The sequence below is a fragment of the Desulfovibrio biadhensis genome (genome assembly GCF_055388615.1).
In genome coordinates this window covers 3,576,454-3,590,771 of sequence record NZ_AP042477.1, presented here as the reverse complement: position 1 = coordinate 3,590,771, position 14,318 = coordinate 3,576,454, and the positions used below count along the sequence as shown (strand labels likewise).

At 55.2% G+C, this 14,318-nt stretch carries 13 protein-coding genes and 1 tRNA gene; 7 read left to right on the top strand and 7 right to left on the bottom strand.

Going from position 1 to position 14,318, the window contains the following annotated elements; all coding sequences use genetic code 11:
* Window positions 1–58 precede the first annotated feature (58 nt).
* From thyX to ACZ5EH_RS15515, 7 genes are all read right to left on the bottom strand, one after another.
* On the bottom strand, window positions 59–814 hold the full coding sequence (gene thyX / locus ACZ5EH_RS15545; protein ID WP_464274788.1) for an FAD-dependent thymidylate synthase: 756 nt from the start codon (window positions 812–814) through the stop codon (window positions 59–61).
* A gap of 28 nt (window positions 815–842) precedes the next feature.
* Window positions 843–1,841, bottom strand: coding sequence for a Holliday junction branch migration DNA helicase RuvB (ruvB, locus tag ACZ5EH_RS15540; RefSeq protein WP_464274787.1), 999 nt, complete (start codon window positions 1,839–1,841; stop codon window positions 843–845).
* Window positions 1,841–2,443 (bottom strand): Holliday junction branch migration protein RuvA, encoded by a 603-nt coding sequence (gene ruvA, locus ACZ5EH_RS15535; RefSeq protein WP_464274786.1) that lies wholly within the window; start codon window positions 2,441–2,443, stop codon window positions 1,841–1,843. Before ruvA ends, ruvB begins: the two co-directional genes overlap by 1 nt.
* Before the next feature lie 44 nt (window positions 2,444–2,487).
* Window positions 2,488–2,727 carry a hypothetical protein gene (locus tag ACZ5EH_RS15530; protein WP_464274785.1) on the bottom strand — a complete coding sequence of 80 codons (240 nt, stop codon included), beginning with the start codon at window positions 2,725–2,727 and terminating at the stop codon, window positions 2,488–2,490.
* Window positions 2,728–2,761: 34 nt separating this feature from the next.
* On the bottom strand, window positions 2,762–3,271 hold the full coding sequence (gene ruvC / locus ACZ5EH_RS15525) for a crossover junction endodeoxyribonuclease RuvC (RefSeq protein ID WP_464274784.1): 510 nt from the start codon (window positions 3,269–3,271) through the stop codon (window positions 2,762–2,764).
* Window positions 3,272–3,278: 7 nt separating this feature from the next.
* On the bottom strand, window positions 3,279–4,025 hold the full coding sequence (locus tag ACZ5EH_RS15520) for a YebC/PmpR family DNA-binding transcriptional regulator (RefSeq protein ID WP_464274783.1): 747 nt from the start codon (window positions 4,023–4,025) through the stop codon (window positions 3,279–3,281).
* Between the two features lie 79 nt (window positions 4,026–4,104).
* Window positions 4,105–4,734, bottom strand: coding sequence for an RlmE family RNA methyltransferase (locus tag ACZ5EH_RS15515; RefSeq protein WP_464274782.1), 630 nt, complete (start codon window positions 4,732–4,734; stop codon window positions 4,105–4,107).
* Between the two features lie 177 nt (window positions 4,735–4,911).
* On the opposite strand from ACZ5EH_RS15515, the gene ACZ5EH_RS15510 reads away from it, so the two are divergent.
* From ACZ5EH_RS15510 to ACZ5EH_RS15480, 7 genes are all read left to right on the top strand, one after another.
* The gene (locus ACZ5EH_RS15510; protein ID WP_464274781.1) at window positions 4,912–6,516 is read left to right on the top strand and encodes a glycosyltransferase family protein; all 1,605 of its coding nucleotides are present in this window, start codon (window positions 4,912–4,914) and stop codon (window positions 6,514–6,516) included.
* A 65-nt stretch (window positions 6,517–6,581) separates the two neighbouring features.
* Window positions 6,582–6,657, top strand: a tRNA-Ala gene (locus tag ACZ5EH_RS15505).
* 535 nt (window positions 6,658–7,192) lie between these two features.
* A complete protein-coding gene (locus ACZ5EH_RS15500; RefSeq protein WP_464274780.1) occupies window positions 7,193–8,557 on the top strand; it encodes an NAD-dependent succinate-semialdehyde dehydrogenase in 1,365 nt (454 codons plus the stop codon).
* A 135-nt stretch (window positions 8,558–8,692) separates the two neighbouring features.
* The gene (locus tag ACZ5EH_RS15495) at window positions 8,693–10,453 is read left to right on the top strand and encodes a sigma-54 interaction domain-containing protein (protein WP_464274779.1); all 1,761 of its coding nucleotides are present in this window, start codon (window positions 8,693–8,695) and stop codon (window positions 10,451–10,453) included.
* Window positions 10,454–10,796: 343 nt separating this feature from the next.
* Window positions 10,797–12,098, top strand: a complete 1,302-nt coding sequence (gene gabT, locus ACZ5EH_RS15490) for a 4-aminobutyrate--2-oxoglutarate transaminase (RefSeq protein WP_464274778.1) — start codon at window positions 10,797–10,799, stop codon at window positions 12,096–12,098.
* Between the two features lie 28 nt (window positions 12,099–12,126).
* Window positions 12,127–13,356: an ABC transporter substrate-binding protein gene (locus ACZ5EH_RS15485; RefSeq protein WP_464274777.1), complete on the top strand. Its 1,230-nt coding sequence runs from the start codon at window positions 12,127–12,129 to the stop codon at window positions 13,354–13,356.
* A gap of 60 nt (window positions 13,357–13,416) precedes the next feature.
* A complete protein-coding gene (locus ACZ5EH_RS15480; RefSeq protein WP_464274776.1) occupies window positions 13,417–14,310 on the top strand; it encodes a branched-chain amino acid ABC transporter permease in 894 nt (297 codons plus the stop codon).
* The last annotated feature ends 8 nt before the right edge of the window (window positions 14,311–14,318 follow it).

Here is a 14,318-nt window from a genome sequence, read left to right as displayed (position 1 = left end):
ACTAGCGCCCTTCTTCAGTTATATAGCAGATACCCCGGCAAAACCCAGTATTATAGTTTTATTTATTATCTGAATGCGTTGCGCCGGAATCCCGCAGCGGATACTTACCGCATGTGAACTTTTCCCCCTCTGGGCAATACCCCAAACGTTCGCACTTGGCCCCGGCATGGGAAAAGACGACGGGGAGCGCTTCCTTGCTCAATGCAAGCATCTGATCCGCCATGGCGCGTATTTCCCACTGCGCCCGCGTGCAGCAACGAAGTTCGAAAAAATGTAGCAAACTGCGGCAGTTCATGCTCACCACTATCTTGCTCTCAGCGGCCTGCGGCAACACAAAGCGCGCATCTTCATTGGCTTTTGGCCCCTTACGCCCCGCGGCTTCAAGCAGTTCTTTCAGATCGCGATAAGCCTCGCCCACCTCGGCGAGAAATTTCTCAAACCGTTCCTTTGCTTCGGGTATTCGTGCAATGGCGGGAGGAAGAATATAGTCGAAATCGCTGCCGTCAACGTAGCGCTGGCTTTGTTGGGAATAGGAAGCAATACGATGGCGCACGAGCTGGTGCGTACAGGCGCGGGAAATGCCCTCTATGGCAAAGGTGAAGCTGACATGCTCTATGGGGCTTTCATGGCCCGATTCCATAACCTTGCAGATGAAATCGGCCTGTTTTTCACGCTCCACGCTACCGGAGACGAGCTCGTCCCAGAGTTCCCCGACAAAACCGGGATAGTAACACTGGCGGAAGGCGGCATAAATAAGAGACATTGCTTCCGGTGTATAGGAAAGCAGGCGCACGCGACATGGTTTTTGCGGCATGTGCACTCCGGCGGCCTCTGAGAATGGCTCAGAGCAGCTGTTTGAGGTGTTTATAGGCTTTGGCGGTGGCCATGCGCCCGCGTTGGGTACGCTTCAAAAAGCCACACTGTATCAGGTACGGCTCATAGATTTCTTCTATGGTGCGGACTTCTTCCGAACAGGCGGCCGCCAGGGTCTTAACGCCCACGGGCCCGCCCCCGTAATGATGGATAATCACGTTCAGGATGACACGGTCCATCTGGTCCAGGCCCAGCACGTCAACGTCCATGCGCTCAAGCGCCTGGTGAGCAAGATCGGCATCCACTGTGCGCGCCCCTTGCACGGAGGCGAAATCACGCACTCTCCTAAGAAGTCTGTTAGCGATACGGGGGGTCCCCCTGGAGCGTCTTCCAATCTCAAGCGCGCCCTCTTCGCTGATATCGACGTCCAGGATGCCGGATGCGCGCTTGACTATGCGGGCCAGCTCTTCAGGAGAGTAGAATTCCAGACGCAGCACGACGCCGAAGCGGTCGCGCAAAGGCGAGCTCAAAAGCCCTATGCGCGTGGTGGCTCCCACAAGGGTGAACTGTTCGAGATCGATCTTTACCGTACGCGCGGCAGGCCCCTGCCCTATGACCAGGTCGAGCTTGAAGTCTTCCATGGCAGGGTAGAGAATCTCTTCCACGGCTGCAGGCATGCGGTGAATCTCATCCACGAAAAGGATATCGCGGTGCTGCAGGTTGGTCAGGATGGCGGCCAGGTCGCCACTACGCTCCAACACAGGGCCGGAGGTGGAGATGATGTTGACCCCCAACTCCGCCGCCATGATGCTGGCAAGGGTTGTCTTGCCCAGGCCGGGATTGCCATAGAACAATGTATGGTCCATGGCCTGCCCCCGTTCACTGGCGGCCTGCAGATATATACGCAGATTGTCGCGCAGGTCGTCATGCCCGATAAAACTATCCAGACTCCGTGGCCGGATGTTGTCATCAGGACCGGCAGATGCGCCCAAAGGCGTTCCGTTTGGCGTGCAGGCGTCGTTTGGCATCAGCGGTTCTTGGCCATGGCTTTCAGGGCCAGACGCAGAGCGCCGGCCACATCCATATCGGGTTCATCCTGAAAGACCTGCTCCAAGGCAGGGCGAGCTTCAGCTTCGGAATATCCCAGATTGAGCAGTCCCGCCAAGGCGTCACGAAAGGCTGTGGCTGCGGATTGCGACGCTCCGGGAAGGCCATCGCTCACTTCGGATTTGAGCTTGTATTTGAGCTCGAGAAAAATGTGCTGCGCAGACTTCTTGCCTATGCCGGGCACCTGGGTAAGCACTCCCGGATCATCCCCTGCAACCACCTGGCGCAAATCATCCGGTGAAAACACGGAGAGCGTGGCCAGAGCCGTCTTTGGTCCTAGCTTGGAGATGGCAAGCAGCACGTTGAAGGTGTTGCGTTCGTCCGCGCTGGCAAATCCGTAGAGGTCCAACGCATCCTCACGCACAATGGTGCTGGTATGGAAGAAAACCTCTGCGCCTTTTTCCGGCAAACGAGAAACGCCCTGGGCCGTGAGATGCACTTCGTAGCCCACCCCGCCAGCCGTCAGCACTACGCAGGAGCTCTCCCCCCTGTCCAACAACCTGCCTTCAAGATATGCAATCATACTGGCCCTCGCACGGGGCGCTTGCTTGCGCCCGCGAGCATGCTTCACGGGGTATATCCCTTGGAACGCATACAACTGTCGACCATTTCCTCGATGCGGTCTTCACGGTCATCGCTGTCAGAAAGATTCCCCGTGGACTTCTGGGCTTCGAATAAACAGTTGTTGTAATCGCGTTCTTCATCTTGCGCATTCAAGTCGGGGTGATGATAAACATCGCGCCCTGCACCGCATCCTGCAGTCATAAGCAGCATGCACACGAGTGATGTCACGAGCAATACACGCATAGCTGTCCTCTCTTCCAGGTCCTCTGCGCCAGACTCACAGCTTGGCCAGCCTGGCCAGACGGCGATTGTTCAAATGACAGATTGCCACGGCCAGCGCATCGCTGGCGTCTTGCGCCCAGTTGGGGCGACACCCCAGAACCTGCCCAACCATGAAGGCAACCTGGGATTTATCTGCGCGCCCCGTGCCTACAAGACTTTTTTTGACACTAGGGGGGTCATAACCTGAAACGGCAAGACCATGCACCGCACAGCAGGCCATGGCCGCGCCCCTTGCCTGCCCCAGCTTCAGCGCCGAGGCAATGTTCTTATACGTGAATACGTCCTCGATTGCAGCCTCAGAAGGGGCATTGGCTTCGATAATCTTTGCCAACCCTTTGAAAATATGCCCCAAACGATCGCTGATGGGCGCTTTGGCATTGGGGCGTACAACCCCCGCAACCACAAGAGATAACTGCCCGGACACCTCGCGCACCAAGCCATACCCGGTGCAGCGCGATCCAGGGTCTATCCCCAGCACGACGAGGGATTCGCCTTGCTCTGACACGGACGTGCTAGTCCTCGAGCTGGGCCATGACTTCGTCAGAGAGATCGAAGTTGGCGTGCACTTTCTGGACGTCGTCGTTATCTTCAAGCATGTCGATGAGTTTCATCATCTTGCGGCCATTATCTACATCCAGGTCAACGCTGTTTTGCGGCACCATAGACAGCTCGCTCTCCTCAAACTCCAGGCTGGCGTCTTCGTAGGCCTTTTGCACGGCTTCAAAATCATCGGGCTGGCAGTGCACTTCCCAGCTGTCGCCGTTATCCACCACATCTTCTACGCCGGCATCCAGACCGATTTCCATCAACTGGTCTTCGTCAGCCTTTTCCTTGTCAAAGGTCAGCACACCCTTGCGGTCGAACATCCAGTTCACGCAGCCGGACTCACCCATGGAGCCGCCATTCTTGGAAAGGATGTGGCGCACTTCAGCAACGGTACGGTTACGATTATCCGTGGCAGACTCGATGAGCAGTGCTACACCGCCTGGTCCGTACCCTTCATAGGTGATTTCTTCGTAGCTTTCGCCCCCAAGTTCACCAGTACCTTTCTTGATGGCCTGGTCGATCTTGTCCTTGGGCAGGTTGATGGCCTTGGCCGCTGCAATTGCCTGGCGCAGCCTGGGGTTGAAGTTGGCGTCGCCACCGCCGCGGGCAGCAATGATGATTTCCTTGGCGGCCTTGGTAAAGGCTTTGCCCCGCTTAGCGTCCTGGCGTCCCTTGCGGTGCTGGATGTTTTTCCATTTACTATGTCCGGCCATATTGCCTCCTGCCGACGCGCTGCGCCGGGTGGTTCTTTTTTGGTTACAGGTTGATCTAACGCCCTGCCGTCAAATTTCTTTATGAATTTTCTGACGCAGGTTTCTTAAAGCCCATACCGATATAAAAAAATTCTTTGCTCTCGCTGCGCGAGCTTTGCGGTTTGAACGACTTCACCGTCTCAAATCGTTTGCGCAGCTCCGCCATATACGTGTTGCAATCCGGTCCCATGAACACCTTGACCACAAAGGCGCCCCCTGCCCCAAGCCATTCTTCTGCCAAAGCAAGCGCCATCTCTGCAAGTTCCATGGAACGTGCCTGGTCCGTAAACTTGACGCCTGTGGTCTTGGGTGCCATGTCACTTATCACGGCGTCAAAAGGGGCATTTTTTTCAAGAGCTTCCATCAATTCGGGATCCTGTTCCAAAACGTCTGCCTGCAGCAGGGTCACATTGGGCGGAAACTCCTGAACGCCCTCGTTTTGCGCAGCAAGAATATCCTGGATGTCTACCGCAAGCACGCGGCCTCCGCCGCCCACTTTTTTAGCGGCAAAAAGTGTCCAGGAGCCAGGCGCAGCGCCAAGGTCCAGGATACGGGCGCCTTGCTTTAGTATCTTGAAGCGTTTCTCGATTTCCTGCAGTTTGTAAACAGAACGCGCAGGATAGCTTTCCTGCTTTGCACGCTTGAAATAATGGTCACGATACGTTTTCATAAGGAAACGGTGCACGCGTCTCAGTAAAGAAAGGGCGCGATATTTTCTGGGGTATGTTAACTACTTTGAGCAGCAAAGATTGTAAGACTTTTTTGCTCTGCGTTAGTATATGCCACGTTAAAGGACGCGACAGTAGCGTAAATAACCCTTTTCGCCAAGAGCGCAACAGGTCCCTTCATGCCCCAATCATCCAAACCGCCCCACTCTGCATCTGCCCCCCGTCCTGGCCGCCCCCACAGGCTGCACGTCGTCAACGAACTCGGGCGGCGCCAGACACTTGCCGCCGGGCTGCAGCAGTTTACGTGCCTCAGTGGCAAAGGACAAACCCCCCTGCTATTTCTAGGGGTGGGGCCGGAACCGGAATACGCTATCCAACTCTCTGCCGGCGCGCGTGACATCTATTATATAGAAGCGCCTTCCTTCACGCAGCAAATGCCCACAGCCTGGCATGACTCCATACCTGCAGGATGGCACAGTCTTTCCCCTGCCGATGCGGCATTCTCCACCATCCTGCAGCGCGCCATTCAGGAAGGAAGTGTTTATTCATACAGCCACGTGAGCAGACTCTTTCCGTCATTTTGGGGGAGCATTCTCGCCCAGGCGCAAAAAATGGCGCTGGGCATTGCCGATCGGGCAAATACCTCCAAAACGGTACTGTTGCCCTCCTCTACCAATGCCCTGCTCGTGCATGAATTGCGACACGGTTTCGAAGCGTGCGGCATGCAGGTTCGTGAACTACCAACAGGCGATGGGGACCAGGCAAACCTTGTCCAGGCGTTACAGGAAGAAACCCCCGCCCTTTTTTGCAGCATCAATTTTCACGGGCTGGATGCGTACGGCGAACGCTTCCACCTGCTGCAGGCGGCTGGAGTCCCCGTGGCCATTTGGTGCGTGGACAACCCATGGCATCTGCTTTCAGGGCTCAAGACCCCCTTCTGGCGGCAGGCTGCGCTGTTTGTTACAGATGCATCCTTTATTGATGATTTGGAAGCATACGGCGCCACAAGCGTTCACAACCTGCCCCTTGCTGCCTGGCCTGAAGCGTTCTCCCCCCCTGAAAATGCCCGCCATCAAAAGGTACAGGAGCACGCACTCTTTGTAGGGCGCGCTTCCTTTCCCGGTAAGCGCAGCTTCTTTGCCGGCATGCACCCTCCGCAGGCACTCTGGCGTGAGGCCATGGCGTACATGGAATCAGGCCACCGCCCCGACTATACATGGTGGCGCTCCCACCTTGAGGAAACCCCCTTGTGGCCTGGGACACAGGCCCGGCTTGCAGGGTGCTGCGCGGAGGAGGCCAGCCAGGAACTACGTCTGCGCTGCCTCCGTGCTGCAGCTGCGGCATTGCCTCTGCAAGTGTATGGTGATGACGACTGGCAGGAGTTGCTACCCGAATTGGCCGACAAGGCGGCGTTTGCCCCACCTGTAGACTATTACGGCCAGCTTCCATCATTATATAACAGCGCCCGCTATACCCTGAACGCCACAAGCTTGCTGTTGCCAGCAGGGCTGACGCAACGTCACTTTGATGTATGGGTGGCTGGCGGTTTCCTGCTCAGCGACGCAACCCCGGGCCTGGAACTGTTTTCTCAGGAAATCACCGCCCCTGTCACGGTGGATGGCAGTTGGAGCCGCCCTGCTTTGGAGCGCACGCTCGAACGCCTGGAAACGGAGCGCGACCTAAGGAAACAGCTGCAACACGCCTGGCGTGATGCGCTACTGAGCAACCACACTTACCGCCACAGGGCGCAGCACATTATCGAATGCTGCAGCACTGCATTTTAACAAACTGTTCCGTAAATATTTCTTGAGGTCTTCCGGCTGTCTTTGCTATAAGGGTTCCCTTCAGCGGGGATGTAGCTCAGCTGGGAGAGCGATGCGTTCGCAACGCATAGGCCAGGGGTTCAATCCCCCTCATCTCCACCAGAAAATCAAGCGCTTGTGGCAAAGGCCCCAGGCGCTTTTTTCTTGGACACATAAACTTGAGCACATTTTTCAATGTTCGAGGGGTATTCAAGGAGCGCTATTTCATGAAACATCATCACGGGAGATTCATATTTGCATCAGTCTTTCTCTCTGAAATGCAGGGCGCAGCATCCATGAACTTACATGCCCAGGCAAAATAACGAGAACCGCTCATTCCCTGCGCGTTTTTCCATGCTACGTGCACCGTGGTCACCATGAAAAAACAACGAGACTTTCCGATTCACAATTGAATCAATTTTTATTGTTTTATTCAAACATGTTACAAAAACTTATGATTCATATTTGAATCAAATATTACTTCTTTGCTGTCACCACATTGAGCCAACAGTCCAAATTACCAGCCTTTCTTTCCAAAGGCATGCTATCTGCTTCCTGCCCCATGGAAAATTGCAGCATAGCGATATATAGTGATTCAAAACGCCCTATTTTTTAAGCTAGGTGCGATCATATTTGCAAACCAAGGAGTTGAACCAATATGGCTATCCAGAGCCTGAATCCGGCCACCGGAGAAGTTCTCGCCACCTTTGATGAGTATTCACCTGAACAAACACAAGAAATTCTCGATTCCACGGCTGCTGCGTGGGAAAAATGGAGGGCCCTCAGCTTTGCCAAACGCGGGGAGCTCCTGAAAAGCGCTGCAGAGGAATTGCGTAGGCAAGCGCCCTGGCTGGCAGAAGTCATGGCCCGGGAAATGGGCAAGCCCATCAAGCAGGGCGAAGGGGAAGCCCTTAAATGCGCTGCGGTCTGCGACTATTATGCGGATGAGGGGGAGGCCATGCTAGCCCCTGCACCTGTTGAGGGCGTGGGCAGAAAAGCCTTTATCACCTATGAGCCCCTCGGCACGGTCCTCACCGTCATGCCATGGAACTTTCCCTTCTGGCAGGTCTTCCGTATTTCCGCCCCCTCTTTGATGGCGGGCAACGTGGTGGTGCTCAAGCATGCCTCAAACGTGCCGCAATGCGCCCTGGCCATAGAACAAATTTTCAAGGACGCCGGCTTCCCAGAAAACGTATTCCGCTCTCTGCTTATTGGGGCGCGGCAGGTGGAGTCTGTCCTGGATCATCCTTCCGTATTTGCCGTGAGCCTGACAGGGAGCGAGCCCGCAGGCCGCAAAGTGGCTTCTGCTGCCGGCGCGCGCCTGAAAAAGTCTGTTATGGAGCTGGGCGGCAGCGACCCCTTCATCGTATTGCCCGATGCCGACCTGGACGAGGCGGTGAAGATTGCGACCATGTCCCGCTGCGGCAATACCGGCCAGACCTGCATCGCAGCCAAGCGCTTTATCGTGCTGGATGCGGTGTACGACGACTTTGTCGCCAAGCTGGTTGCAAGCTTCGATAATCTGGTGGTTGGCGACCCCATGGACAAGGGCACCGACATGGGCCCCATGTCTTCCACACATCTGCGGCAAGAACTCCAGGACCAGGTGGACCGCTGCGTACATGCTGGCGGCAAAATACACATTGGCGGAGCAATCCCTGAGGGCCCAGGCGCCTTTTACCCACCCACAGTAATTACGGATGTCCCCACTGACTCCAGCGTTAGCCAGGAAGAACTCTTTGGCCCCGTGGCCTTGGTATACCGCGTGGCCAACGTGGACCAGGCCGTGGCCCTGGCGAATAACACGCCCTTTGGCCTTGGCGGCTCTGTTTGGTCAAAGGACGAAGACGGCGCTGTGGAGGTTGCGGTCCGCATCAATACAGGCTGTGTGTTCATCAACAGTCTGGTGCGCAGCGATGTGCACCTGCCCTTTGGCGGAATCAAGAATTCAGGATACGGGCGCGAGCTCGGCGCATACGGTATCCGGGAGTTCGTCAACGTCAAGCCCATCTGCATAGGCTAGCTTCCTTTATCTACCAACGCCTTATACCCCCTGCATGTGAGCGAGTCGCATGCAGGGGTTTTCTGTTGCTTTCCTTTACGCCCCCTTGCGAACAAGGCCTTTTCCAGTGGGTATGATATCTGATACTAGATCGCCATGCTTGAAATCGACGACTTCCTGTCCATTCTGGACTCCGTCAGCTACGCCGTGGTCGCCTTCGACCTCGACTGCAAGGTGCTCTATCTGAACAAGGGCGCCAAAGTCTTTCTACATAAACGAGGGCGGAACGTGGAAGATTGCCTTGGCGGTCCTGGCGAGAAGATACTCCCCCTTGCCACGCCCAAGGTCCGCAAGGCTCTGGCGTCTCCGGAATTCAAGGCCGGGGTCGGACGCATAGTCGATAAGGGAAACCAGCTTTTTTTCGAGATCACCCCCTTGATGCAGAAGGGGAAGCTTGTAGGCGCCGTTATCAGTTTGCAACGGCCGGAACGTTTCGAACCAATGGCCTGCAACCTCGAAGCGTATCAAAACCTTGCACGCAGACTGCAAACCATATTCGATTCCTCCAGCGACGGCATCTGGGTTACGGACGGTGAGGGCGTGGTGCTGGACATCAACCGCGCCTCGGAAAAAATGAATGGTTTCAACGCCGCAACCCTCAGGGGGCAGAATATTCGCAGTATTCTGGAGCGCGGTCTTATCGATGATTCCGTCACCTTACGGGTGCAGCAAAGTCAACGGCAGCAAACCATCATTCAAAACGTCAAAAAAACGGGCAAGCAACTGCTTGTTACCGGCACCCCCGCCTTTAATGACAGGGGGGAACTGTTTCTTGTGGTGGCCAATGAACGCGACATTACCGACCTGAACACCCTGCAAGAAAGTCTGGAGCAAGCCCGCCGTGCTCAGGAGAAAGTACAGCGTGAGCTGGATGGCCTGACCATGTTGGAGTACGAGCGCGGTGGTGTCGTGGCCGAGTCGAAATCCATGCGTCGCGTTCTGATGACCTGCCACAAGCTGGCCCAATTGGAGGCGACGACCTTGCTCTTGCTTGGTGAATCAGGCACCGGCAAAGGACTCCTGGCGAAATTCATACACAAAGGCGGCCCCCGCAAGGACAAGTCGTTTATTTCAGTCAACTGTGCTGCCCTGCCCGATACGCTGTTCGAGGCTGAGCTCTTTGGCTATGAAAAGGGCGCCTTTACTGGGGCATTGGAAACAGGGCGCGTTGGATTGATGGAACTTGCCGGTGACGGCACCCTGTTTTTGGACGAAGTTGGCGAAATTTCTCCCTCTGGCCAGGCAAAACTGCTGAAGGCCCTTGATGAACGCGAGTTTCTCCCCCTGGGTAGCAATAAATCGCGCCCTCTTGAATGTAACATCATCGCCGCTACCAACAGAAACCTTAAAGCCATGACGGAATCCAAAAAATTCCGCGAAGATTTACTCTACAGGCTCAAGACGTTCACGGTCTCCATCCCCCCCCTTCGGGAGCGCCGCGAAGACCTTTTTGAGCTTGTGACCCTGCTGCTGAAAGAAAACAACGAACGCTACAACACCAATAAACGCATTACGCCCCGGTTCCTGGACCGCCTGCAGCAATACCCCTTTCCTGGCAACGTACGCGAGCTCAAGGGGCTTATACGACAGGGGGTGGTCATGTGCGACGACACCATCCTCGATGACTTTCTGGACGATCAGATCGGCAGCAAATCAGAACCTCAGGACGGGGATTCCAGTACTTCGCTGCCAGATGCAGTGGATGCGGTTGAGCGTGAAATGCTGATCAAGGCGCGGGCAGTTTGCCATGGCACACGAGAAATGGCCGCTTACCTTGGCGTAAGCCAGCCGACGATAGTGCGCAAACTGAAACGACACGGCATCCGCCCGCCCCAAAGTAATGACCATGCAGGGTGATGCAAAAGCAAATCACTCTGTATTTTAATTCTTTTTGCAGCGCTCCCACCTCCACTCGACACTCCTTTGATTTAATTACACTATTTTTATCTTTTTTTGTAAAATTCTGTAGCAGCATTTTTACACTTTTCTAAAAACTCAATAATTTCAATTGTATTCATTTTTGAATCGTTTTTCGCTGCGCATAAAAGCTTTCTGGTCACATTCGATTCACACTTGAATCGATCTTAAGAAAGTGAGACCGCGACAAGAGCATAATATGCTGAAATATATGCTACAACAGGATATAGGCATACAGGTTGTAATAACGTCTTTGGCAACTGCAACTATAGCGAGGATGGAAATGAATACGCAGACACAAGACTTGATGGAGAGAAGAACAAAGGCTGTCGCCAAGGGCGTTTTCAATGCTGCCCCTATTTTTGCTGCAAAAGGGGAAGGCGCAATTGTGACCGACGTGGATGGTCGTGAATTCATCGACTTTGCCGGCGGTATCGGTGTCATGAATGTGGGGCACTCTCACCCAAAGGTTGTCGCCGCCATCAAGGAACAGGCTGAAAAGCTGCAACACTCCTGTTTTCACATCTTCATGTATGAAGGCTACGTGGCCCTGGCCGAAAAGCTGGCTTCCCTTACGCCTGGTGCGTTTCCCAAAAAGGCAGCCCTTTTCAACAGCGGTGCGGAAGCAGTGGAAAATGCGGTGAAGATAGCCCGCCACGCTACAGGCAGGGACGGTGTGGTGGTTTTTGAAAACGGATTCCATGGCCGCACCTTGCTGACCATGACCCTGACAAGCAAGGTAAAACCCTACAAATTCGGTTTTGGCCCCTACGCGCCAGAAGTCTATCGCATTCCCTACGCCTACTGTTACCGCTGCCCTGTGGGCAAGGAATATCCGTCCTGCGGTGTTGCCTGCGCAGACCTGTTGCGCAAGGCGTTCATCAACAGCTTCGCCGCAGAAAACACTGCCTGCGTGCTGGTGGAGCCGATTTCTGGTGAAGGCGGCTTCCTCACACCTCCCAAGGAATACTTCCCCAAACTGAAGGCCATCTGTGAAGAATTCGGCATTGTGTTCATTGCCGACGAAGTGCAGACCGGCGCAGCCCGTACCGGAAAAATGTTCGCCATGGAACACTGGGGCGTGGAACCCGACCTTGTGTGTATGGCCAAGTCCATTGGCGGCGGCATGCCCATATCCGCAGTGGCGGGCAAGGCAGAACTCATGGATGCCCCGCAAGTGGGAGGCCTGGGTGGCACCTACGGCGGCAACCCGGTTTGCTGCGCTGCGTCTCTTGCGGCTCTGGAAGTGATTGAAGAAGAAGGGCTTGTGGAAAAGTCTGCTGCCTTGGGCGCAAGACTTTTTGCAGCTTTTGAAGACATGCAAAATAAATACTCCATCATTGGAGATGTTCGCGGCAAGGGCGCGATGATTGCCCTGGAACTGGTGCACGACCGCGAAACCAAGGAGCCTGCTGCCGACAAAGCCAAGGCCCTTACGGCCCACTGCATTGAAAAGGGCTTGATGCTGCTTTCCTGCGGTAACTACGGCAACGTCATCCGCACGCTCATGCCCCTGGTCATAACCGAAGAACAACTCGACAGGGCCATCACCATTATCGACGAAGGTTTTGCCGCCATCGCTTAACCCCCCATAAGTATTAAGGAGAGACGGTATGAAACGTACGCATTTGCTGGCTGTTGTCCTGATTATGTGCATGGCCCTTCCGACCATGGCCTTTGCAGAAACCGTCGTGAAGGTAGGCAACATTTTGCCCCTTTCCGGCCCGTCCGCATCCGTGGGGCAGCAAGGAAAACAAGCCCGCGAAATGGCAATAGAAGAAATCAACGCAGCCGGCGGCATCAAGTCGCTTGGCGGCGCGAAGATTGAACTGCTGTACGCCGATTCCAAGTCCGACCCCAATGTTGGCGTTACCGAGGCCGAGCGCTTCATTAACACCGAAAAGGTTCACGTACTGACGGGTGCCTGGAACTCCGGCGTCACCTATCCTTCCACCGCGGTTGCCGAACGTTACGGCATCCCCTACATCGTGCCTGTTTCCGTGCGTGACACCATCACCGAGCGTGGCTTCAAGAACGTTTTCCGCATTGCCGCCAAAGACTCCTGGTGGACTCGCGACCAGTTCACGTTTCTTAAGGACATGCAGGAAGAATTTGGCGAAACCCTTTCCACTGTCGCCTTTGTCTACGAAAATGGCGACTGGGGCACCGGCTTTGCAGCTCAGTGGAAAGAACTGGCCAAGAAAAACAACATGGAAATTGTGCTTGATGAGCCCTATTCCTCCAGCGCGACCGACTTGACCCCGCTGGTCAACAAAATCCGCCGTGCCCGCCCCGATGTATTGCTGCTCGTTTCCAACGCTGCTGACGCCATTCTGCTGACAAACACCCTGGCCGACTACAAAGTGAGCCCCAAGGTCATCCTGGGTTCCGGCGGAGGCCATGCCGACCCCACTTTCCTTTCCGGTTGCGGCGAAAACGCTCGCTACATCTTTGACATCGTGGAATGGGAAGCCGACGTCAACAAGCCGGGCGCCAAAGAAGCCAACGCCAAATACCGCGAAAAATACGGCAACAACCTGACTGGCGAAGCAGTGGACGCTTACGTTGCCATGTACGTGCTGGCAGACGCCCTGGAACGCGCTGGCTCCCTGGAGCCCGATGCAATCCGCAAAGCTCTGGCCGAGACCGATCTCAAATCCGGCCCCGGCATGATCATGACCTATGACGCCGTCAAGTTCGACGAATCCGGCCAGAATGAAAACGCGGCCCTCTCCATCGTCCAGATCAACGATCTGGGCAACGGTCTGGAGCGCATCACTGTTTGGCCCAAGGGCGCACGCCGAGACGGTTACACTCCCGTCTTCCCCATGCCCAAAAAGTAGTTCCTCCATCACGTGGGGCAGGGTTTTTACCCTGCTCCACAAAAAAGCCTGGAGCCTTTCATGGACTTGGTCTTCATCGCACAGGATTGCATCAACGGCGTGCTCATGGGCCTGATCTACGGCCTTGTTGCCTTGGGGCTGACGCTCATCTTCGGGGTGCTCAAGGTCATCAACTTCGCGCACGGCTCGTTTCTCATGGTCGGTATGTACGTGGCATACTGGACCGTCACTCTCTCAGGCCTGCACCCATATCTGGCTCTGGTGATAATCATTCCGGCAATGTATCTCTTTGGCTACTGGATCCAGCACCTGCTCATCCGCCCTATTTTTATTGCCGAAAAGAACGTCCGCGAACCCATCACTGTCATTATCGTCACAACCGGACTCTGGTACGTCCTGGACAACCTGGCCCTGTTGCTTTTCGGGCCTGACTACAGAGCGCTTTCACCGAACCCGCTCCACGGAAAGATGCTCGAGTTCGGCGAAATTTTCGTTTCCGTGCCCAAATTATACGGCGCAATCGCCACAATTCTGACTGCCGGCGTACTTTACCTGTTTCTGCAGCACACCCGGCTGGGCAGAGCCGTACGCGCCACCAGCCTGGACCGCGAAGCCGCCAGCTTGATGGGCATAGGGCAGTGGAAAATATTCAATATCGCCTTTGGCATCGGCACAGCCATCGCCGGAATTTCTGGCGCCGTGCTCACACCATTTTACAATGTCTACCCCACGGTTGGCATTCCCTTCGACATCAAGTCGTTCGTCATCGTGGTGCTGGGAGGATTAGGTTCCATCTGGGGCGCTTTAGTCGGCGGGGTCATTGTTGGACTCATCGAGTCCATCGGCCCCAACTTCATGGCCTCCACCTGGACCGAGGGCATTGTCTACGCCCTCTTCCTGCTGGTTCTTTTTGTGAAACCATCTGGCCTGTTTGGACAAAAACAGGACTGGTAAGCCAAAAG